Genomic DNA, 22329 nt, shown 5'->3' on the forward strand with positions numbered 1-22329 from the left:
CTCATAGCCATCAATGAAGAATACACCCGTTGTTTTCATCACCGACCGACTGTTTTTTCCTTTTATTTTCATCAATAAACCCTCTATGCCCATGCGTAAATATTACTTTATTTTGCTCTTGAGTTTCATTTTCAAAATGGGGATGGCCCAAACTCCCCCAACCGACCTCGCCGACCGCCTCAAAGCACTGGAAGACAACCTTCGTTTTAGCGACCAAGCCTTGACCAAAAAAATCGACGACTTGCTGTGGTATCAAAAATTGGGGGACATCGCCATCATCGACAAGGTCAGCTACGCCAGCAAGCCCCCGCACGTGGTTAAAAATCCGACTGGACAGGGTGCCAACAATCCCGTGGTGATTCCAGCGTACACGTTTGTACCAAAGAAGTTTTTTTCTTCCAAAAAACTGCCCCTCATGGTACTCATTCACGGCGGCATACACGGCGACTTTAATACATTCAATGCCCACATTGTCAAGGAATTGATTGACCAAGGCTACATCGTCATTGCCCCCGAATACCGAGGCAGTACGGGCTACGGCAGCGTGTTTCATCGCCAAATTGATTATGGCGATTACGAAAACGACGATGTATTGGCGGGTAAGCGTTGGGCCGTCGAAAACATGCCGCAGGTAGATGCCGAGCGGGTAGGAATCATGGGTTGGAGCCACGGCGGGATGATTACCCTCATGAATATCTTTGACCATCCAGAAGATTATCGCGTGGCCTACGCGGGTGTGCCCGTCAGTGATTTGATTGCCCGGATGGGGTACAAAACCCAGAGCTATCGCAATGAATTTGCGGCCGCAACTCACCTCGGCAAGGATGCCTCCGAAAACGTGGCCGAATACCGGCGGCGGTCGCCGATGTGGAACGCCCACAAGCTCAAAACCCCGCTTTTGGTGCATACCAATACCAACGATGAAGACGTGAATGTGCTAGAAGTAGAAGGGCTTATCAACGCCCTAAAAGCCCACGGCAAGAAATTTGACTATAAAATTTATCAGGACGCTCCAGGAGGGCACATTTTCAACCGGATAGATACCAAATTGGCCCGTGAGTCACGCGAGGAAATCTACCGTTTTCTGGCGCCGCACCTCACACCGCCCAATCCTGTGAAGTAGTCATACATTCCCAAGGTCTTATGGTGAGCATAAGACCTTGGCTTAAAAGAAAAATCGGGTTATTCTGCAAATAGCGTTCCTACTTCAAGAGAAATTCCAGTAGGAGCATTGTGTATGATGCCAGTTGAAATATTTTCCTGCCCTGTAACGGTCATGATTGTAATCTGCTTAAACTGAGGGATAATCACCCATACTGTATCAACCCCCGAAGGGAAATAAATATCCAACGATTTATCGGTTAAATCACTCAATGCCTGACGAGGTGAAAGTATTTCTATTGCCAGTAAAGGAGGTTGAGTAGGTCTTATAATATCTCTTAACCAACTCACTTTATTCCGATGACAAATGGCTACATCGGGCTTGGCTCGGCCATGAGATAAATCAAATTCCAACTCGGGCAGAATATCGTATTGTTCATCATAAATACTCAACATTTTAGCCAGTCTATAGGTAATTTTAGCATGATTATAAGACATAACATCTTCTGTTTCAAATTCTAATGCGGGTGTTTCCATAATCGCTAAATATTTTTTATCTAAGATAAATCAATTATTCAATGATAACAAATCTACCTATGTCCAAGCCAATCAATACGTTTTTATGATCTCAGTGAGTTCATCCAGATAAGCCTGTTTTTGCGCATTTCTTCCTGCTTGAGCCGACGCGGTCCAGTAGGTATGCGCCGTTAGAAAACTCACCTGAATTTTGTTCCAAGCCTGTATATCGGCCACCATTTCCCGTTCGCGGAGTTCTTCGTATAAAGAGTTGGCAATCGGCCAAAAATCATCACGCCCCAAATAATCGAGGTCGGCATCGGCAATGATTTGTTCCAAGTGCGTATGGGGAGTTTGCGGAATTTTGGTGGCCATCACCATTCCGCATATTTTTTCAATCTGAACCGTATCGTACCCAAAATGAGGCAACATAAGCCGCGCAATGCGACAACCTTCCTCTTCGTGACAGCGGTAAGTAGTAATAAAGCCCAAATCATGATAAAGGGCCGCTGTTTTGAGCAAAATCAAGGATTCGTCATCCACAATCCCCTCCGCTTCCGCAATTGTAAGCGCCGAAGCCACAACATCGTCGGTGTGATGAGCCCCATGATAATAGAGCGTAGGCGAAAGGCTTTTACGAAGCTTTTCAAGTATATAATTTTCTACGTCTTCAATATTCATTGGTGCCGAAAAAATAAAGGTACAATTTTTAGGAAAAGATTGAGATTTCCAATTATTAACGTTTTATGCCCCCTTCAAAATTATATTTCTCAAAATATTCACACACTTTTCAAGTTCCTCTACCGTCGACGATGCAAAGCCCAAACGGGTGGAATTCAGCGCATTACTAGACGAATCATGGTGTTTTCCGTTTGAAAAAATCAGTTCTTTTTTGATGGCTTTTTCGGCCAAAAGTTCCAAATTAATTTCTTTACTAAACCTACTCCATACGGCCATCCCGCCGTCAGGAATCTGAAAATCAAGGTACTCGCCCATCTGTGTTTTCAGTAATTCGCAAAATACATCGCGCCGCTCGCGGTATTCTCGCAATGACTTACGCAGATGCCGTTGAATAACGCCGTTTTGGAGCAATTCGGCAAAGCTATTTTCCAAAACCAAATCCCCCTGGCGGTCAATAATCCGTCGCAGTTGGGCCAAATGATTGATGACATTTTCGGGTCCAACCAAATATCCCACCCGAAACGCTGGCGAAATAGCCTTGGTAAATGAGCCGCAGTACAGCACCGTACCAGCGGGGTCAGCACTCGCCAATGGCAAAAGAGGTTTGCTCAAATAATGAAAGTCATAGTCATAATCATCCTCAAAAACGATAAAACCGTACTCTTCGGCCAAGCGCAGGAGTTTCAGGCGGCGGTCGGCCCGCAAGGCAACGGTTGTAGGATAATGGTGATGAGAAGTAAGGTACACCAAACGAACGGGCTGTTTTTGACAATATTGCTCCAACTCCTCCACCACCAACCCGTGTTCATCAATGGGCAGTGGGAGCAGATGTGCCCCCGCCTGCAAAAAATTCATGTTTGCCCCCGACCAGCTCAGTGCTCCTACCGCCACATTATCCCCTTTTTTTACTAAACCTGTCGCGACCAGATACAGCCCCATCATCGTGCCGCGCGTAATCAACACATTCTCGTCGGTGATTTTCAAACCTCGGGTTTCATTCAGATACAGGGCAAGTTCGCGCCGTAGCCACGCGGAGCCTTTGGTATCTCCATACCCTAGCCGCACGTACCGATTTCCCTGTAAAAGATTGCTACGATACGCCCTTGTCAGCTCGTTAAGCGGAGCCAACCGAGGGTCTGGAAAGCCGTCGTCCAAGTGAAGTTCTTGGCCCGAAACCAACGCAGGGCGCCATAAGTGCGGCAATGTTTCGAAAGAAAAACCCGCCGTTTTGGTGGGGTTTCTGCGTTCTTTTTGCCCATCGACCAGTTGCTGCGGTTTTATTTCGGGCAAATTCTCCACAACATAAGTGCCGCTGCCCGTTCTACTTTCGAGCCATCCCTGCGCCAACAATTCGTCGTAGGCCTGCACCACTGTTTTACGATGAATGCCCAAAAACAGCGCCAATTGACGTGTCCCGAGTAGTTTTTGCCCCGCCCGCAACTCTCCACCGCGAACCAGATTCATCATCTGATTCGCCAGTTGGAGATATGCAGGCAGTTTTGCCGTTTTGTCAATGGTCAACAGGGTCTGATAAGCAATCATTTTGGCTTTTTAATCACGATAATTCAACGCTGGTTTGCGGTCGCCGAGCAATGCTTTATAGCTAAAATCGGCTCCCCGCCGTTTTTCAAATTCGGCTTTTGCATCAGTGATGGTTTTCTCGTTTTGAAATAAATCAATGGCCGTCATTGCCAGCGTTTTGGCGGCCACTATCATGCCTTTCCGCCCGATGCTCATCCCCCCCGCTGCCACCGCCTGCCAACTGTGTGCAGGAGTTCCAGGCACCCAAGTGGCGGTACGCAAACCCACCGTAGGCACGTTCCAGCTTACGTCACCCACATCGGTAGATGCACTCGTAAGTCCCTCATTTTCTAAGGATTCTATTCTTTCAGCCGAAGCTATCTCCCGAATCCCCATGCCTTGTGTAGGCAGGATTTGTTCGGCAAATTTCATTTCTTCGGGGGTGTATTTCAGCCCACCGATGGCTTTAAGGTTATTGTGCATGGTTTGGGCCAACACATCGTTGGGCAACAATTCGTATACTCCGCCAATGACCTCCTCCTCTACGGTAGTACCAGTGGCCAACGCCGCTCCCTGCGCCGCTTTTTGTACGCGTTCCCAAATAGAAGCCACGTACTGACGACTCGGATGACGTACGTAATAATACACTTCGGCAAAATCAGGAACGACATTGGGCGCTTTACCACCGTTGGTAATGACATAGTGAATCCGGGTGGCCGAAGGAATATGTTCACGCATCATGTTGACCGCGTAGTTCATTACCTCTACCCCATCCAAGGCCGAGCGCCCACGGTCGGGGGCTCCCGCCGCGTGGGATGAAATGCCCCGAAAACGAAACTTAGCCGATTTATTTGCCAAGGACGACGACGAGCTGGCACTGTTGGAATCGCCTGGATGCCAATGCAATACCACGTCCACATCCTTAAATAAACCTTCTCTCACCATATAAGCTTTTCCCGAGCCACCTTCTTCGGCGGGTGTTCCATAAAAGCGAATCGTTCCTTTGTGCCCCGATTGAACGAGCCAATTCTTAACGGCAATCGCCGACGCCATCGAACCCACGCCAAACAAATGGTGCCCGCAGGCATGACCTGCTATGCCGCCAATGGCTTTTTTGACGGGGATGGAGTCTTGCGAAAGACCCGGCAAGGCGTCAAATTCTCCCAAAATCCCGATGACGGGTTTTCCTTCGCCAAAGGTCGCCACAAACGCCGTAGGAATATCGGCCACGCCCACCTGCACTTTAAAGCCTTCTTTCTGAAGCTGTTGCTGAAGCAATGCGGAGCTTTTCACTTCCTGATAGCCCACCTCGGCATAGTTCCAAATCTGCTTGGCCATCGCCCCATACATTTTTTCTTTTTGGTTGATTTCTTTGATGGCATTTTCGTGGGCTTTATTGGGCGGCGTTTGGGCTAACACACTCCCCATGAGCGGAAATAAGAATAATGTAAAATACTTTCTCATCGTTGGTTTTTAGTTTTAGGTGAAAGAAGTGGACTACTCAATTTGTCAAAAGTGGACACGTATAGCAATCCAGTAAAGGTATAATTTTGTCAAAAAAAAGCCAAATATTCAACCCATGCAGCCCACTTCCCGTACCATCCCTAGTCGCTCCGCCAAACGCGCTCATTATGACGAAGAAACCGTTTATTCCATTCTCGACGAAGCGCTTTTTTGCACCGTCAGTTGTGTCATCAATGGCCAACCATTTTCCATTCCGACGGCCTTTGCCCGCTACGAAAACGTACTTTATCTGCACGGCTCGGTGGGTAGTCATTTCATTCGTGAAATCGAAAAAGGCATTCCCGTGTGCATTACGGTGATGTTGACCGATGCGCTCGTGGTGGCAAAATCGGCCTTTAGTCACTCCGTCAATTATCGTTCAGTTATCTTATTTTCTACGGCAGAAAAGATAGAAGAATACGATAAAAAAGTAGAAGTTTTGAAATGGATTACCGAAAAAATAGTTCCTAACAGTTGGGGTTATCTCCGCCCCATGACCGAAAGCGAAGTAAGGAAAACGACCGTTTTGGGTTTCAAAATTGAGGAAGCGTCGGCCAAAACCCGTACTGGAATGCCCAACGACGAAAAAGAGGATTTGGACTTACCGATTTGGTCGGGCTTGATTCCGTTGCGGAGCGGTCGAGGGATACCCGTTGCCGATGATTTCAGTAAAAATGTACCTTTGCCTGAGCATCTCCGTCATTTATCATAAATGTTACAAACAGGAATAATCAATCAACATGAAACGCTCTGATATTCAGCACATGCCCCAATTTTTTGACCGTTATATCCTCCTCGCCGACGACATCGACGTGGTGGAGGGACTCAAACAAACGGCCAATATGTACCACGACGAGGCCATCCGACAGGCCATGCTTCAACTAGGCGACCAAGTGTACGCCCCGGGCAAGTGGACAGCCAAAGACATTCTTCAACATCTCATTGACAACGAGCGCATTATGTCGTACCGTGCCATGCGCTTTGCCCGCAATGACAAAACTGCGCTTCCCGGTTACGACGAAGAATTGTTTGGGGCCAATACCACCGCTAACCAACGCAGCATTGACGATTTATTGGGGGAGTTCTCGTTGGTTCGTCAATCCACGATTGCCCTTTTCAAAAGTTTCAGCGACGAAATGCTGCACCGCGAAGGCATTAGTTTCAACCAACGCATCAGTCCGTTGGCCTTGGGATTTGTGCTGATTGGGCATCCGATTCACCACTTGAAGGTTCTGAAGGAGCGTTATTTTTCACTGATTTAAGCGTAGATTTCAACATTGTTTTAACCTGTACATCCATGTTTCCCCACAAAGTAAGCCTCGCCGATGCCACCGAAAAGCTAAGCCAACACAACAAGGAGTTTTTGCTGCTTTTTCAAAATAGTACGTTGGATGTAGAGTTATATAAACCTCATCTTGTCGATAAGCAAACCCCGCACGACCGCGACGAAGTCTATATTATTGCCACCGGCGAGGCTACTTTTGAATTGGAAGGCAAAATCACTGACGTCAGAACGGGCGATTTTTTATTCGTACCCGCCTACGCCGCCCACAAATTCACGACATTTAGTGAGGACTTTTCGACTTGGGTGCTGTTTTTCGGCCCCGTTGTCATTGAAGAATAGCACCTAACCGTCGGACGAAAACACACCCGTCTGAAGTTTTTTAAATTCCAACCGTCGGACGGGTACAACTACTCAAAGTACACCCGTCTGACGGTTAGGTTACCTTGAGCCAAAAATAGCGCTGCCTACGCGCACCAGCGTGCTGCCTTCTTCTACGGCGAGAAGATAATCTCCGCTCATGCCCATCGACAATTCTGTCATTGAAGAATGAGCTGCTCGGAGGTTGTTAAAAAACTGCTTCAATACCCTAAATTCCCAACGAACTTGGTCTTCGTTTTCGGTATTGGAAGCCATCCCCATGAGTCCTACAATGCGCACATTTTCCAAAGCCTTAAACTCATCCGACGCCAGCAATTCATTGGCTTCTTCTTCCGAAAGGCCAAATTTGGTTTCTTCTTGGGCGATAAAAATCTGAAGCAAACAGTCAATGACGCGGTTGTTCTTTGCCGCCTGCTTGTTGATTTCTTGTAACAATTTAAAGCTATCGACCGAGTGAATCAGGGCCACAAACGGCGCAATGTACTTCACTTTATTGGTTTGCAAGTGTCCAATCAAATGCCACTCAATGTCTTTGGGCATTTGTTCGTATTTGGTCACCATTTCCTGCACTTTGTTTTCTCCGTACCGCTTAAAGCCCGCCTCGTAGGCTTCCATGAGCATTTCGACGGGCTTGGTTTTGGTGACGGCAATCAGGCGGGCTTTGGGGGCAATCTCCTCCTTTATGCGTTGTATATTCTCAGCAATTGACATAACTCATTGAATCATTTCCCGTAAAATTACCTCTTTCAGGGACTGAAAAAAAGCGATTTACCGAAAGCATCGACGCTCGTTATTTAAAATCTCCTACTATTCATTGGCATTTTATAATTTTAAAAGAACAATAATCTAAAATACAGGCTATTACTAAAATAATAATTGGCAATTCATTATTTTGCAGTTGGATAAATCAACTTATTCACTGGGTTGATTTACGTAAAAACACGACACTTCACGTTGCTTTAACGGATTCAACATGCTCCAAAAACCGCTTATTTTCCTGTTTTCAATCCTAACTTTCGTTCGTTTGGAATACGCGTTCGGCCAGTCCAAAACCACTTACAAACAGGCAGAAATCCTGTGGGACACTTGGGGCGTGCCGCACATTTACGCCAAAAATGACGAGAGTCTTTTTTACGCGTACGGTTGGGCACAAACCCAAAATCACGGGAACCTTATCCTACAACTCTATGGGCAAGCGCGCGGCAAAGGCGCTGAATACTGGGGAGAGAAATACGCTCAGGCCGACCGTTGGGTAATCACCAATAGCATCTATGAGCGCGCCACCGAATGGTACGCCCTCCAAAAACCCGCTATGCGCAAAAATCTGGACGCCTTTGCGACGGGCGTGAATGAATACGCCAACGAGCACCCCGACAAACTGAGCAACGAAGCAAAAAGGGCTTTGCCCGTTACGGCCATTGATTTGATTGCTCATGCCCAACGCATCACCCATTTCGTGTTTTTGGCCCCGCAGGCGCGGGTAGCCGCCGCCGAAAAAATGCAGGGCGACAAAAACGGCTCCAACGCCTGGGCCGTCGGGCCGTCCAAATCAGCCAGTGGCAATACGTTATTATTAACCAATCCTCACCTTCCGTGGTCAGATTTATACCTGTATTTTGAAGCGCAATTGGTTTCACCGGGCGTCAATACCTACGGCATCAGTCGCATGGGCTTTCCTGTATTGACGATGGCATTCAACGAAACGGCAGGCTACGCCCAAACCGTCAATACCAACGACGGACAGGATTTTTATGAACTCACTCCCGCCGAAGGAGGCTACAAGTGGGACGGAAAAATAAAAGCATTCGAGACCAAAGAGCGAATGTTAAGAATAAGACAGCCCGATGGGACGTTGAAAGAAGAAAAAATGGTGATTCGGCATTCGGTTCATGGCCCCGTAGTGAGCGAAAAAGGCCGTAAACTCATTGCAATGCGCGTAGCGGGACTGGGGCAATCGGGCATTCTTGAACAATACTGGGACATGGCCCGGGCCAAAGATTTAGCGGCGTTTGAAGCTGCCATCAGTCGGCTGCAAATCCCGATGTACACGTTGATGTTTGCCGACAACAAAGGCAATATTTTCAATCTTTTCAACGCCGTAGTGCCCGTACGCCCATTGGGTGATTGGAATTACTGGTCGGGCGTGGTCAGGGGCGATACATCGGCCACCTTGTGGACCCAAACCCATCCCTACAAAGACCTACCGAAAGTACGTAATCCTGCGACGGGTTGGTTACAAAACACCAACGAGTCCCCTTGGACCGCCACCGTCCCGATGGCCAATAACCACAAAGATTTCCCAGCTTACATGGCGCCCGGGCCAAGTATGTCTTTCAGAACACAGCGCTCGGTGCGAATGTTGATGGAATCCGATAAAATCACGCTGGATAAATTTATTGAACTGAAACTCTCTACCCGCATGGAACTGGCCGACCGCATCCTAAAAGACCTGATTGCCGCCGCCAACCTCAATGGAAGTCCCGAAGCCAAAGAAGTCGCCACAGTATTGGCCAACTGGGACCACAACACCGACAACGACAGCAAAGGAGCATTTCTGTTCGACCGTTTTGTGAGAAAATGGGTAGGAGGAACAGAAAAACTTAATTCTCTAGGCACATCTTCAACCTTGTTTGCAACACCTTGGAACCTCGACGATCCCGTCAATACCCCCAACGGTCTCGCCGATACAAAAGCGGCCCTGAATGCCTTGTTGGAAGCCGCCAAAGAAGTAAAAGCAACCTATGGGCGCTTGGACGTGGCTTGGGGTGAAGTATTTAGGTTCCGAATTGGCGGCGTTGACTTACCCGGCAATGGCGGCCCAGGCCCCATGGGCGTTTTCAGAACAATGACCTTGGGAGCCCCCACCGACGGCAAATACCTCCCCGCCCACGGCGACACCTACGTGGCAGCCATAGAATTCTCAAAACCTTTAAAAGCGAAGGTTTTGACGAGTTATGGCAACGCCTCCCAACCCGATTCCAAACACAACAACGACCAATTGCCGCTTCTTTCCGAAAAGAAAATGCGCCCCGTTTGGTTTACTCGAAAAGAAGCCGAACAGCATTTAGTCGAAAAAACGGTCTTTAAATGACAAAATAATAGCTCATTTTCTTATTGGCATGTTGGCATCAATCTTCGTCAGCCATTCGGTCAACTTTTGGTGTAACTCCTTGGCTTTATCAGGGTTTGTTTTACTCACATCCGTGGTTTCGGATTCATCATTGCCGAGGTTAAACAGCGCCGTTTCGTTGGTTTCGTAGCTTTTTACCAACTTCCAATCTCCCAGCCGCACCGCCCCCGACGGTCGACTCAGTTGATTGCTGAAATGCGGATAATGCCAAAAAATCAATCCCCGGTCAAACGCGGCGTTGGGGTTTTTGAGCAGTGCATAAAAACTTTTGGCATCAGGAGATACATTCGGCTCTTGCCCGAGTATTTCTAGCAGCGTAGGCGTATAATCCGTATTGATAAAATACTGGTCACACGTCTGCGACGCGGGCAAGGTGCCTTTCCACGAAATAAGGGTAGGAACGCGAATACCCCCTTCGTAGGTAAATCCTTTCCATTTACGCAGGTTACCCGCCGTAGTAGGAATAGGCCCAAGCTCAGGAATTCCCACGCCACCGTTGTCGGAAGTAAAAATTACGAGGGTGTTTTCGGCCAACCCTTGCGCCTCCAGCGCCTTCATAATTTCGCCGACGCCATCGTCCAGGCTTTCAATCATCGCGGCATAATAGGGGTTATACTTCCCTTGGAATTTTTCGTATTTTTTGAGGTATTTGCTCACTTTATCGCCCCGGGGAATCAGAAATACGTGCGGTGCCGAATAGCAGAGGTAAAGGAAAAAAGGCTGGTTTTTATCCGATTTTTTGACAAAATCAAGGGCATAATCCGTAAGTTTATCGGTCAAGTAAGTAGTTCCTTTGTCTTCAAACGTTTTTTGGAAACTATCTTCGTAAATACCGTAATTGTAGTAATCAAGCCCATTTTTACCAATCATTCGGGAGTAATCAAACCCCTGCCCCCAGGGAGCCAACGAATCGCCACCGCCTAGGTGCCATTTCCCCACAAAGCCAGTACGGTAACCTTGGGTTTTGAGCCGCTCGGCCAAGGTTATCTCTGATGCACCAAGGTACTTTGTCCACTTGGCAGGCAACAGCGGCGACAATGAATCTGTACGCTCGCCCACCAAAAAATTGGTCAGTTTGAGTCGAGCAGGGTGCTTGCCCGTCATGATAGCCGCCCGTGAAGGAGAGCATACTGGACAAGCCGAATAACTTTGGGTGAATTTTATGCCGTTTTTGGCAAGTCGGTCAATATTGGGAGTTTCGTTGAATGGATTGCCGTAGCACCCCAAATCTGCCTTTGCCAAATCGTCGGCCAGAACAAAGATGATATTGGGCCGCTTCGTTTGGGCAACACTTTGTTGACTCAACAAAAAGCCCACGGCCATTACGACCGACAAAATCGTTGATTTATTCATTTTACGTACCCCAGGAAAGGTTTATACTATTCATTACTTTCTAAAAGGCACTCCCTTAGTTTTTATCGTGGGTTATTTTTCATTATTTATGATGGCTTCCTCTGGCTTCCTCAGAATTTTGCATTTCAATCATTTAGCCTCACATAGCCAAAGTCTGTGACACCAACGCGCATTTCCGTGGGATATAGCTTAGAACTCCTAAATGTAAGTCAGCAAAACCATCGACCATCTCCAAAAAACCTAAAAAGAGACCACGAAGCTCGAAGTACAAAACGGGGTTTTGTAATTAAACAAAAAAGGCCTTAGAAACGAATCTAAGGCCTTTTTTGTACTACCACGAATCACCGTGAATCAATTTAGTGCACCCGAAGGGACTCGAACCCCTATCGATGGTACCGGAAACCACAATTCTATCCATTGAACTACGGGTGCAAAATATGTCAAAAAAACGAAAGTACTCGAAACGAAACGTCGTACCGCCCTACCAATGATACCTAAAACATAAATTTACCCATTGAACTACGGGTGCAAAATATGTCTTCCGTTTTGAACTGTGTTGAAAATACCTCTAATGGCCGACAATCCACTCAAACGGGCTGCAAATATACAATTTTGTCTTAAATTGCAAACACGTTCTATCCTTATATTGTTACTATTATTACTTCCATTCACTCATCAACAGAACTTTACATGAAAAAAAAAATTTACGTTCTTTTTGTCTTTGTTGCCTGTTTGGGCAGTTTTTTTCTCGGAACAGCCTACCAAGCAGCCGACCAACCCATTACTGCCGATATTGCCAATTATGCCTCAAAAATATTTGGCATTGAATTCACCCCCGCCGAGCGTGACTCGATGCTCGATAACCTCACCGACCAACTGAAAGGTTTTGAACGGATTCGTAAAATTACTTTGACCAACGACGTGGCTCCGGCCCTCCTTTTTGACCCCGTTCCCACAGGTTTCGAGTTTGAAAAAGTGAAGAAACCATTTAAAGCGGGCTCCTTAGGTAAGATTACTTTACCCGCTGTACGCGATAGTCTGGCGTACTACACCGTGGCGGAACTCGGTGAACTGATTCGCACAAAACAGATTTCCTCCGTGGAACTTACACAGTTTTTTCTGGCGCGTCTCAAAAAATACAGCCCCACACTGCTCAACGTGATTACGCTTACCGAAGATCTGGCGTTGGCCCAAGCCACCCGCGCCGATGCCGAACTCAAAGCGGGCACTTATCGTGGCCCATTGCACGGTATTCCCTACGGAGCCAAGGATTTATTGGCAAAAAAAGGCTACCCTACTACCTGGGGCTCTAATATTTACAAAAATCAGCAGCTTCCGTACGACGCTACCGTCATCCAAAAACTCGAAAAAGCGGGGGCTGTGTTGGTTGCCAAAATGTCGGTGGGCGAATTTGCAATGGGAGATGTATGGTTTGGCGGCAAAACCCGAAACCCTTGGAATACCCAAGCGGGCGCCAGTGGCTCGTCGGCGGGCTCAGGCTCGGCGGTTTCGGCGGGTTGTTTGCCCTTTGCCATCGGCACCGAAACCCTCGGGTCGATTGTCTCACCTTCTACCGTCAACGGGGTCACCGGACTGCGCCCTACCTTTGGACGAGTGAGCCGCTTCGGTGCCATGGCCCTGAGCTGGAGCATGGACAAAATCGGCCCCATGACCCGCTCTGTGGAAGATTGTGCACTGGTCTTCAACGCCATCCAAGGCCCTGACGGACAGGATGCTACCGTCAGAGATGTTCCTTTTAACTATGAGCCATTAAAAACCTTAAAAGGAACGCGCATTGGGTATCTGAAAAAGGCCTTTGAGTCCAATTATCCCAACCGGGCCAATGACTCAATCACTTTGGTCAAGCTCCGCGAACTGGGAGCCGAGCTGGTTCCATTTGAGCTTCCCTCCTATCCCGTGGGTGATTTGACCATCACCATTGGCGTTGAAGGTGGGGCCGCGTTTGATGAACTGACCCTCACCAACAAAGACGACCAAATGGTGCGTCAAAGCAAAAATGCATGGCCCAACGAGTTTCGCTCGGCGCGGTATATCCCCGCCATTGAGTATGTGCAGGCACAGCGTGTGCGTACCAAAATGATTCAGGATTTGTACCAATTACTTAAAAAAGAACGGATTGAGGTGTACATCACGCCCACCTACGCGGGTGGAAACCTGACCTATACCAACCTATCGGGCCACCCCAGCATTTGTTTGCCCAATGGGTTTAAACGCAACGGAATGCCGACGAGCATCACCTTTACCGCACAATTGTACAGCGAAGCCAAATTGCTGGCCGTGGCCAAAGTATATCAGGATGCTACTTTTTGGCACAAGAAACATCCTAACATTTAAAGGTATGTAGCAACGAAAAAGGGTTGGCAGATGTGTCAACCCTTTTTTCGTTTTATGCCAATTCCAAGGTTAAAATCTGGTCATATACGGCATCCCAAAGCGCTATTCGGCTCTTGAGTGCAGCAATGGCGCTTTCTGTGGCCTCTTCCCACTTTTGAGGGTCAGTTCCGCAGAGTTCTTCTACCATCTGCATCGCCAAATGACTGTGGTGATCGCCATCTACTTCGATATGACGCTCCAAATAGTATTTAAATTTGGCTACGCGCGCCGAATCCTCCCCCTTCCATTCGTTAATAAACGCCAAAAACATATCAGGAATTAAATCCTCACGCCCAAACGTAAAAACGGAAGCCACCACATGTGGTTTTTGGGTAGCAATAAACGCAAACGTCTGTCGGACAAAGTCTTGCGTGCCTTGTGCAGCTCCGGTTTCGGAGAGTCCATTTACCAGTGTTTTTCCCTCCTGCAACCCCTGTATCAAGGCTTTAATGGCTGTAGAATCAGCACTCATTTGTTGCATTGCCGCCAAATAAAGTTCAAAATGACTCATGCGAATGCCTTTTTCGTCCACGTCACTTTCTTCTCCAATCACGATTTCGTTGATTAAATAACGCGTGTTCGCACTCCCTACGGGCATCCAAGGCACTTTTACACACGTAAGGGACTGTTGAAGGTCTTTTAATAGGGACATAAAATCCCAAACGGCAAAGACGTGATTTTCGGCAAAAACCCGAAGCTGCTCTATCGTCTGAACGCTTTTATAAATGGGGTGGCCGACCAGTTCTTCCCGAATTGGGGCGATTTTCAGTTGTAATTGTTGAATGGGGGTCATGCTGTACTGTGTGTTTGTCTTAACTTTTTAGGTATAAACACTAAAAAAGGAAAAAGTTCTAAAAAAAGACAATTTCAGTACTACGTACGAATCAGGCCGCCAATGGATATTTTTAGGGATTAAAAATTATTTGATGTATCTCGAATAGCTTTCTCAATTTATTTCTTCTTCGACGCGCAATTTCCACCACTTCGCCATTGGGAAAAGTAACAATGCTAAAGCTCTGAATTGTACACTCCAGCAAACAATCTAAATTTACTAAATACGACTTGTGAATACGAACAAACCCATACCATTCCAACATTGACACATAGCTCCCCAACGGCAAAGAAGTCAGAACAAGCTCGCCCGTTTTTAGGTGAAATAGGGTATAATTTCCCTGAGCTACCAAAAACGAAATCTGCTTTGGGTTAATCGTATTTTTACCGTTTTTGGTTTGAAAACGAGGCAAGTACACTACATTTTCAAAAGGAGTAACCTGGGGAAAAGTATTCATTTTCGCTTCTTGTTTATTTTGCAACACCAGTATTATTTGTGTCTCATAAAGAAGATAACACAATCACTTACAATGCATTAAAAAGCATATATTTATAACAAACACTTTACCAATCAAATCCTTAAACCCTATTCAAGAATGTCCTAATTATAGTAAATACACTTATTTTTTTTGTATTCTTAAGACTGCACTTTCAGGCAATCGGTCACTTATTCACCATAAAATATCATAATTAAATGCGGTATATCCAACAGAAAAGTGCCCTTTCTGTGACATAATGTTGTCCCGTATTAGTCATACAAGTTGCTCAATCAATCAAGAGGCCTGTCTTTGACTTTTTACCTTTTTTTTCAATTCCAAATAGCGCCGCCGGGCCACTTCAATGACGCTCCCATTGGGCAACTTCAAGACTCTATCGGGTCGTAACCGACAACTTTTCAAATGATACCCATTCACTAAATGCGACTTGTGAATTCTGATAAAGCCATATTGCTCTAATAATTCGACGTATATATTCAGCGAATGAGACGTAATTACCTCCTCACCGTCTTCCATATAAAACTGGGTATAGTTACTCTTTGCACTCAGGTACACGATTCGACGCAGGTCAACCGCCCGCTCACCTTCCTTGGTTCGAAAGCGTGGCAATGCCATTTTGCTTTCAGAAGGCACAACACCTAAAAAAGTATTCATCTCCTCTTCCGTATTTAAGTTAAATTAAAACCATCTAACAAGGGATTCGCTGTGGCCATACCCCCAAGCAATGACGTCGGCTGACTATATCAGCCCCGAAGTGATTGTCTTGGTGGAGTACACGACAAAGACACAGCGCTGTTGAAGCCTGTGTCGTTAAAGAAATCAAACGCACTGTTTCATCCACCTGTTAGGGCTGGATACAGGTCAGAAGCGGGGGATTGGTGGGCACATGAAGTGCCAGTTCGGGTTGCCTTAGGCCCCCAAACGCTCGGACTCAAAAGCAAATCCGAAAGGAAGTGAAACATTTTTTTCATCGGTAGAAAAAGGGTGATGTAAATTGAAATGGTAGTATGGTAAAAGGAGGCGGGTGATGATTTGTGAATCGCTCACCCTTACCTCCTTCCCCTTTCTACCACGAAAGATTTTTAGGGCCTCAACAACCCGTTAGAGTTGAGCCAACTTATCTGGTGGAATGGGGGCCGGCACCGCATTTTTGACTGGTTTAGTGCTTTTCAAATACTTAAATACAGCTTCAATATCTTCTTCCGCCATATTTGTATAGTTTACCCAAGGCATGGGTGGTAAAAGCGGACGCGCGGTGGCCAGTCCCTTGGATTTACCTTGTGTCAAAGCCGTTTTGAATTGCTCGTATGACCACGTACCGATACCCGTTGCATCAGAAGTAAGGTTGGCCGAAAAGCTGACGCCCCAAGGCCCTACACTCGCTGTACCGTCGGGGCCAAACAACATCCAACCATTCTTCAATGCTTCTGGCACTACTTTCCCAATGGGGTGGTCGGCGGGGTGGCCCGAAAGATGCAACTCAGGAATAATTTCGGGGCCTTGCGCTCCCATTCGTTTGGGGGAATGGCAATCCTGACAGCCCATAATGCCTACCAGGTATTCGCCCCGTTTAATGATTGCTTCTTCCGATTTAACGGCCGACTTTTCGGTTTTTTCGAGATTCTCCGAGTTTGCGGTACAACCAATCAATACAGACGTACCAAATAAAGCAATGGCAGCAATGGCATAATGTGTGTTTTTCATAATACCGATTGATAAAGGGTGAACAAAAAAATGGGTTGTATAAAACGCGTCGGTATGTTATTGCATCATCATCAAATCGTCGAGACTTACCACGATATCGTCGCCAACCTGCTTGATGCTGTACTTCATCGGGTAATATCCCGCCTTGGCAAACTTCGCGGGTAGTGGCATCGTTTTTGTCAGATTAGGACTGCTCTTCAGAAACTCATGCGTGACCATCGGCTCCATAAAAGTCAACTTTCCGTCGTAAGAACCATAAATCAGCGTTTCGGCAAATTTGCCTTTACCCGATAGTTCAGGAGATGCGGGATCGGCCCAGTGAACGCCCATTTCGGGCACCCCCGCTGGCAATCGGATGTAATTGCTCGGGATAAAACCCGCCGCTGGCAAATTATCAAACTTAGCCGGAGCGATTTCATACAACGGAATGGCCTTGCGCTCGGCTAATGGCTGTATATAAAAGTGCATGTCAAAATGCGCTACATCGTACACCCCCGGAGGCTCGTGGCCCGTGTGCAGATAATCCAGCATTATGTGGTCAAAAGGTGTCTTGCCAACGGCTTCGGCAGGAAGGTTAAGTACCAAAGCTACACCTCCGTGGGACAGGTTATCCAAGGCACCTTTGGTGAGCGTAAAGCCGATAGAAGTAGGGATATTGTCGGCTGAAAACTTAACCCACGAGTACGCTTTACCGTTGCCGAGGGTTTCTTCTTTGCCGCTGAAAGTTGTGGCAACGGGTTCATTGCTTTTGTCGCAACCTGTCAAAAACAACAGGCCCAACAGCCAGAATGTCAATAATTGTTTCATGTGATTGTACTTAAGTGTTTAGTAAATAATAGTGGAAATCCACTTCCAATCCTGCGATAGAATGGTGAAACAAAATTGGCCGATTTTGGCAGGCAGGTGTTAGCACAAACTGGACTTTCTCTTCCTCATTCTGGACCACCAACGAAGCAATGGCAAAGGCTCTCAGAATAGCGCACAACTTCGCTTCCTCATTTTGGACTTTCTTTTACTCATTTTGAACAAAAACATAAAAACAGCTTGGTTTAGGCGCTTTTTTTCTCAAAACCAACGTCAAAAGTTTTACGATTAAAAGACAATTTTGGGGATAGTTTGAACCATCAAACCACAAAAAAGAGGCTGTCTCAAAACGCTGAGACGGCCTCTTTTTTGTGGGCTTAATAAGCTATTGACTTACTAATTGGGACAGTCACCTATGACCGCCTGAAAAGTAGTACCTGCTGCGCTGAAGCCCGGCAGGAGTGTCACGGATTGGCTACCTCGGTACTCCACCGTCGCGCCTGACACCTGATTGGTAGCCGTGATACGACCGCCTGTTTTTAACACCGTTCCGCCCGTTATCGGCTCGCTCACGCTCAACATGGCAGGGCCAGCGCCACCTGTGCTTTGGCTTTCATAACATCCCATGTCGACAATCGCCAAGCCCGTTGTATAAGGACGAACATTCCCGTCCAAATCCAGAGGCAACGTACTCGCCGCATTGTCGCCTGCATTGATTGCGGGCGAACACGGTTGCAAGTGATAGTCTCCCAAATTCACCGTCGGTGCCAGCCCACTTGGCGTCGCTTTGATAAACAATGGGTTTTGGTTTAGGTTGCCAGTTCCCGCAAATCCACCTTCCACAATGCTGTATCGAATACTAATTCCAGGGGTTGTTTGAACACCGCTGTTGCCCCATAAAATACTGTTTTGCAGCATCCCTGAAGAATTCGAGTTAAAAATCCCACCCTGCGTACCGTTAACGCCGTGATTGGAAGCAATTGTACAATGCGTCAGTATCGGTGCGCTGTAATTGAGGTACAATCCACCGCCTAATCCTTTGTTGGAAACAATCAGTAAGTTTTCCAAATGTGGACGCCCTGCACTTTCCATGTAAATACCGCCCCCGAAGGTAGCTTCGTTGCCAGCTATAATGCTGTTTGTGATACTTACCTCGCTGCTGTCTCTGAGCAGAATTCCGCCACCGCCAATGGCCCGATTGTTGGTAATCAAGCAGTTCGTTATCAAACCTTTACTCCTATTGATTACCAGTATCCCCCCGCCCGACGACAACAAGGAAGGTTGATCTAAATTTGCGCCTTGTGCCGCTACGTAAAAATCAGCATACCCCTTTTCAATCACAAAACCATCCAAACGGGTTGTGTCATTTGTGGCACTCAGCACAACTACATGGTTTACATTGTCGGCCAAAGATGAAGTGCCGATTTCTCCACTTAAAACCGTCTTTTGTATATTCCAATTTCTTTGACTCAACTCAGTTTCTGTTCCGACAAACCCTCCGTAAACTTGTACGCCCGAAGGAATCTCAAAAACATCTTTACGCAAAGTCCCAGGTTTGTAGGTACCCGCCGCAACCCAAACTTGAATATCTCCTCCTGACAAAATCGAGGCCGCACTCAAGCCCGCTTGTAAATTCGCAAAAGCTTTCGACCAACTGCTACCATCTTGACTTGGAGACGTATTTGAGCCATTGACATAAATGATTTGGGCAAGATTTGGGACAATGATGGCAACCAATGCAGTATCTGTCACCTCAGCACAACTACCGCTGGCGGCGATTGTATACGTTACTGTGTAACTGCCAGAAGAACTGGTGGCTAAATTGATTTCTCCCGTTGATGCGTTCAGCGATAACCCTGACGGGGTGGCGCTGAAAGTTCCTCCCGCCGTCCCCGTGAGGGTTACCGTCGCTGTGCCTGTATTGGTGTATGGACTACCCACGTAGCTTATCGTAGCCGTTGGTACAGGAACCGCATTAATCGTCTGCAAAGTCGATGTTGCTACGCAGGTAGGATTGCTCTGCAAACGAACACTGAACGTGTAATTGGCGGGAGACAACATTGAAAATGTATTGCTCAACTGCCAGTCCATACCATCTTTGGAGTATTCCAATGTCCCCGAACCCGTGGCATTGACCACCGCCGTACCCGTCGGCAAGGCGCAAGTGGGCTGCGTCAGCGTCATATCCGTCAGCGTCGGTGCGCCTGGCACAGTATTGACAACTAAAGTCAAAGGCGCTGAGATACAACCCGTGGCCGTGTTTTTGGCCGTCACTGAATACATGTTCGGAGTCAACCCACTGAAAGTGGCCAAAGTCTGATAGTCGGTTCCGTTGATGCTGTATTGAATGTCCGTACCCGTGGGAGCCGTTACCACAATCGTGCCCGTTGGCACCGTGCACGTCGGTTGTAGCGTCACACTCGCCGTCGGCGTGGCGGGAGCGTTCGGCACGGCATTGACCGTCAAACTCAAGGGCAAGGAAACGCAGCCCGTTACCATGTTCTTGGCCGTCACCGAATAAGTCGCAGGAGTCAACCCGCTGAAAGTTCCAGAAGTTTGATAGTCGGTTCCGTTGATGCTGTATTGAATGTCCATACCCGTGGGAGCCGTCACCACAATCGTGCCCGTTGGCACCGTGCACGTCGGTTGCACCGTCACCGAAGCCGTCGGCGTGGCAGGAGCGTTCGGCACGACATTGACCGTCAAACTCAAAGGCGCTGAGATACAACCCGTGGCCGTATTTTTGGCCGTCACTGAATACATGTTCGGAGACAACCCGCTGAAAGTTCCAGAAGTCTGATAGTCGGTTCCGTTGATGCTGTATTGAATGTCCGTACCCGTGGGAGCCGTGACCACAATCGTGCCCGTTGGCACCGTACACGTCGGTTGTAGCGTCACCGAAGCCGTCGGCGTGGCGGGAGCGTTCGGCACGGCATTGACCGTCAAACTCAATGGCAAGGAAACGCAACCCGTAGCCGTGTTTTTCGCCGTCACCGAATACATGTTCGGAGTCAACCCGCTGAAAGTGGCCAAAGTTTGATAGTCGGTTCCGTTGATGCTGTATTGAATGTCCGTACCCGTGGGAGCCGTGACCACAATCGTGCCCGTTGGCACCGTGCACGTCGGTTGTAGCGTCACCGAAGCCGTCGGCGTGGCGGGAGCGTTCGGCACGACATTGACCGTCAAACTCAATGGCAAGGAAACACAACCCGTAGCCGTGTTTTTGGCCGTCACCGAATACATGTTCGGAGTCAACCCGCTGAAAGTTCCAGAAGTTTGATAGTCGGTTCCGTTGATGCTGTATTGAATGTCCGTACCCGTGGGAGCCGTTACCACAATCGTGCCCGTTGGCACCGTGCACGTCGGTTGTAGCGTCACACTCGCCGTCGGCGTGGCGGGAGCGTTCGGCACGGCATTGACCGTCAAACTCAAGGGCAAGGAAACGCAGCCCGTTACCATGTTCTTGGCCGTCACCGAATAAGTCGCAGGAGTCAACCCGCTGAAAGTTCCAGAAGTTTGATAGTCGGTTCCGTTGATGCTGTATTGAATGTCCGTACCCGTGGGAGCCGTGACCACAATCGTGCCCGTTGGCACCGTGCACGTCGGTTGTAGCGTCACACTCGCCGTCGGCGTGGCGGGCGCAGTAGAGAAAGTGATGACCACATCATCCGTAGAAGTACAACTACCGTTGGAGATCGTCCAGCGCAGGGTGTAAGTGCTGCCAGCTGTGCCCGTAAAAGTAGAGGTCCGACTGGAAGCGTTGCCAAATGAGCCGCCCGTGCCGTTCACCACACTCCATGCGCCAGTGCCTACCGAGGGGCTATTGCCTGCCAAAGTCACCTGAGTAAGCCCGCAGGTAGCCGCTCCAGTCTGGTCGGGGCCAGCATTAGCGGTAGTCGGGCTCTGGTTGAAAGTGATGACCACATCATCCGTAGAAGTACAACTACCGTTGGAAATCGTCCAACGAAGGGTATAGGTGCTGCCTGCTGTGCCTGTAAAAGTAGAGGTCGGGCTGGAAGCATTGCCGAATGAGCCGCCAGTGCCGTTCACCACGCTCCATGAGCCAGTGCCGACCGTGGCCGTATTGCCTGCCAAAGTCACCTGAGTAAGACCGCAGGTAGCTGCGCCAGTTTGGTCCGAGCCGGCATTGGCCGTGGTCGGGTTGCGGTTGAAAGTGATGACCACATCATCCGTAGAAGTACAACTACCGTTGGAAATCGTCCAGCGCAGGGTGTAAGGGCTGCCAGCAGTGCCCGTAAAAGTAGAGGTCGGGCTGGAAGCATTGCCGAATGAGCCGCCCGTGCCAGTCACCACACTCCATGCGCCAGTGCCGACGGTGGCCATATTGCCTGCCAAAGTCACTTGAGTAAGACCACAGGTAGCTGCGCCAGTTTGGTCCGAGCCGGCATTGGCCGTGGTCGGGTTGCGGTTGAAAGTGATGACCACATCATCCGTAGAAGTACAACTACCGTTGGAAATCGTCCAACGAAGGGTATAGGTGCTACCTGCTGTGCCTGTAAAAGTAGAGGTCGGGCTGGAAGCATTGCCGAATGAGCCGCCAGTGCCGTTCACCACGCTCCATGAGCCAGTGCCGACCGTGGCCGTATTGCCTGCCAAAGTCACCTGAGTAA

The 22329-nt window shown here is 48.1% G+C and carries 18 protein-coding genes and 1 tRNA gene; 6 read left to right on the top strand and 13 right to left on the bottom strand.

Annotated elements, in window-relative coordinates; all coding sequences use genetic code 11:
- The first annotated feature begins 13 nt into the window (after positions 1–13).
- The gene (locus DVG78_RS28860) at positions 14–1123 is read left to right on the top strand and encodes an alpha/beta hydrolase family protein (protein WP_229598346.1); all 1110 of its coding nucleotides are present in this window, start codon (positions 14–16) and stop codon (positions 1121–1123) included.
- A gap of 59 nt (positions 1124–1182) precedes the next feature.
- Here DVG78_RS28860 and DVG78_RS28865 read toward each other — a convergent pair whose 3' ends face one another.
- From DVG78_RS28865 to DVG78_RS28880, 4 genes are all read right to left on the bottom strand, one after another.
- Positions 1183–1599, bottom strand: coding sequence for a Uma2 family endonuclease (locus tag DVG78_RS28865; protein ID WP_229598347.1), 417 nt, complete (start codon positions 1597–1599; stop codon positions 1183–1185).
- Between the two features lie 111 nt (positions 1600–1710).
- A complete protein-coding gene (locus tag DVG78_RS28870; protein ID WP_114464489.1) occupies positions 1711–2298 on the bottom strand; it encodes an HD domain-containing protein in 588 nt (195 codons plus the stop codon).
- 63 nt (positions 2299–2361) lie between these two features.
- On the bottom strand, positions 2362–3840 hold the full coding sequence (locus DVG78_RS28875) for an aminotransferase-like domain-containing protein (RefSeq protein ID WP_114464490.1): 1479 nt from the start codon (positions 3838–3840) through the stop codon (positions 2362–2364).
- 9 nt (positions 3841–3849) lie between these two features.
- Entirely contained in the window at positions 3850–5283 is a 1434-nt protein-coding gene (locus DVG78_RS28880; protein ID WP_114464491.1) for an amidohydrolase, read from the bottom strand.
- Positions 5284–5398: 115 nt separating this feature from the next.
- Here DVG78_RS28880 and DVG78_RS28885 point away from each other — a divergent pair, with 115 nt between their 5' ends.
- From DVG78_RS28885 to DVG78_RS28895, 3 genes are read left to right on the top strand one after another with little or no spacing between them, the layout of a single operon-like run.
- Positions 5399–6034, top strand: a complete 636-nt coding sequence (locus DVG78_RS28885) for a pyridoxamine 5'-phosphate oxidase family protein (RefSeq protein WP_114464492.1) — start codon at positions 5399–5401, stop codon at positions 6032–6034.
- 28 nt (positions 6035–6062) lie between these two features.
- Complete coding sequence (locus DVG78_RS28890) at positions 6063–6584, top strand: DinB family protein (RefSeq protein WP_114464493.1); 522 nt, start codon at positions 6063–6065, stop codon at positions 6582–6584.
- 35 nt (positions 6585–6619) lie between these two features.
- A complete protein-coding gene (locus tag DVG78_RS28895; protein WP_114464494.1) occupies positions 6620–6946 on the top strand; it encodes a cupin domain-containing protein in 327 nt (108 codons plus the stop codon).
- Between the two features lie 99 nt (positions 6947–7045).
- Here the strand turns inward: DVG78_RS28895 and DVG78_RS28900 are convergent, their stop codons facing one another.
- Positions 7046–7696 carry a YggS family pyridoxal phosphate-dependent enzyme gene (locus DVG78_RS28900; protein ID WP_114464495.1) on the bottom strand — a complete coding sequence of 217 codons (651 nt, stop codon included), beginning with the start codon at positions 7694–7696 and terminating at the stop codon, positions 7046–7048.
- 262 nt (positions 7697–7958) lie between these two features.
- Between DVG78_RS28900 and DVG78_RS28905 the strand changes: the two genes are divergently transcribed.
- Entirely contained in the window at positions 7959–10076 is a 2118-nt protein-coding gene (locus tag DVG78_RS28905; protein ID WP_114464496.1) for an acylase, read from the top strand.
- Between the two features lie 12 nt (positions 10077–10088).
- Here the strand turns inward: DVG78_RS28905 and DVG78_RS28910 are convergent, their stop codons facing one another.
- Both DVG78_RS28910 and DVG78_RS28915 read right to left on the bottom strand, forming a co-directional pair.
- Positions 10089–11468, bottom strand: a complete 1380-nt coding sequence (locus DVG78_RS28910) for a sulfatase (RefSeq protein WP_114464497.1) — start codon at positions 11466–11468, stop codon at positions 10089–10091.
- Between the two features lie 360 nt (positions 11469–11828).
- Positions 11829–11900 (bottom strand) — tRNA-Arg (locus DVG78_RS28915).
- Positions 11901–12158: 258 nt separating this feature from the next.
- Between DVG78_RS28915 and DVG78_RS28920 the strand changes: the two genes are divergently transcribed.
- A complete protein-coding gene (locus tag DVG78_RS28920) occupies positions 12159–13823 on the top strand; it encodes an amidase (RefSeq protein WP_114464498.1) in 1665 nt (554 codons plus the stop codon).
- A gap of 52 nt (positions 13824–13875) precedes the next feature.
- Here the strand turns inward: DVG78_RS28920 and DVG78_RS28925 are convergent, their stop codons facing one another.
- The 6 genes from DVG78_RS28925 to DVG78_RS30155 form a co-directional block, all read right to left on the bottom strand.
- Complete coding sequence (locus DVG78_RS28925) at positions 13876–14655, bottom strand: DUF3050 domain-containing protein (RefSeq protein WP_114464499.1); 780 nt, start codon at positions 14653–14655, stop codon at positions 13876–13878.
- A gap of 112 nt (positions 14656–14767) precedes the next feature.
- Positions 14768–15151: a LytR/AlgR family response regulator transcription factor gene (locus DVG78_RS28930; protein ID WP_114464507.1), complete on the bottom strand. Its 384-nt coding sequence runs from the start codon at positions 15149–15151 to the stop codon at positions 14768–14770.
- 315 nt (positions 15152–15466) lie between these two features.
- Entirely contained in the window at positions 15467–15844 is a 378-nt protein-coding gene (locus DVG78_RS28935) for a LytR/AlgR family response regulator transcription factor (protein ID WP_114464500.1), read from the bottom strand.
- Between the two features lie 447 nt (positions 15845–16291).
- Entirely contained in the window at positions 16292–16894 is a 603-nt protein-coding gene (locus DVG78_RS28940) for a c-type cytochrome (RefSeq protein ID WP_114464501.1), read from the bottom strand.
- A 57-nt stretch (positions 16895–16951) separates the two neighbouring features.
- Positions 16952–17701, bottom strand: a complete 750-nt coding sequence (locus DVG78_RS28945; RefSeq protein ID WP_114464502.1) for a DUF5602 domain-containing protein — start codon at positions 17699–17701, stop codon at positions 16952–16954.
- 393 nt (positions 17702–18094) lie between these two features.
- Positions 18095–22329 (bottom strand): beta strand repeat-containing protein (locus DVG78_RS30155; RefSeq protein ID WP_158550140.1); only part of this gene is annotated, 4235 nt, incomplete at its 5' end.

Source organism: Runella aurantiaca, from assembly GCF_003339505.1.
Classification (GTDB): domain Bacteria; phylum Bacteroidota; class Bacteroidia; order Cytophagales; family Spirosomataceae; genus Runella; species Runella aurantiaca.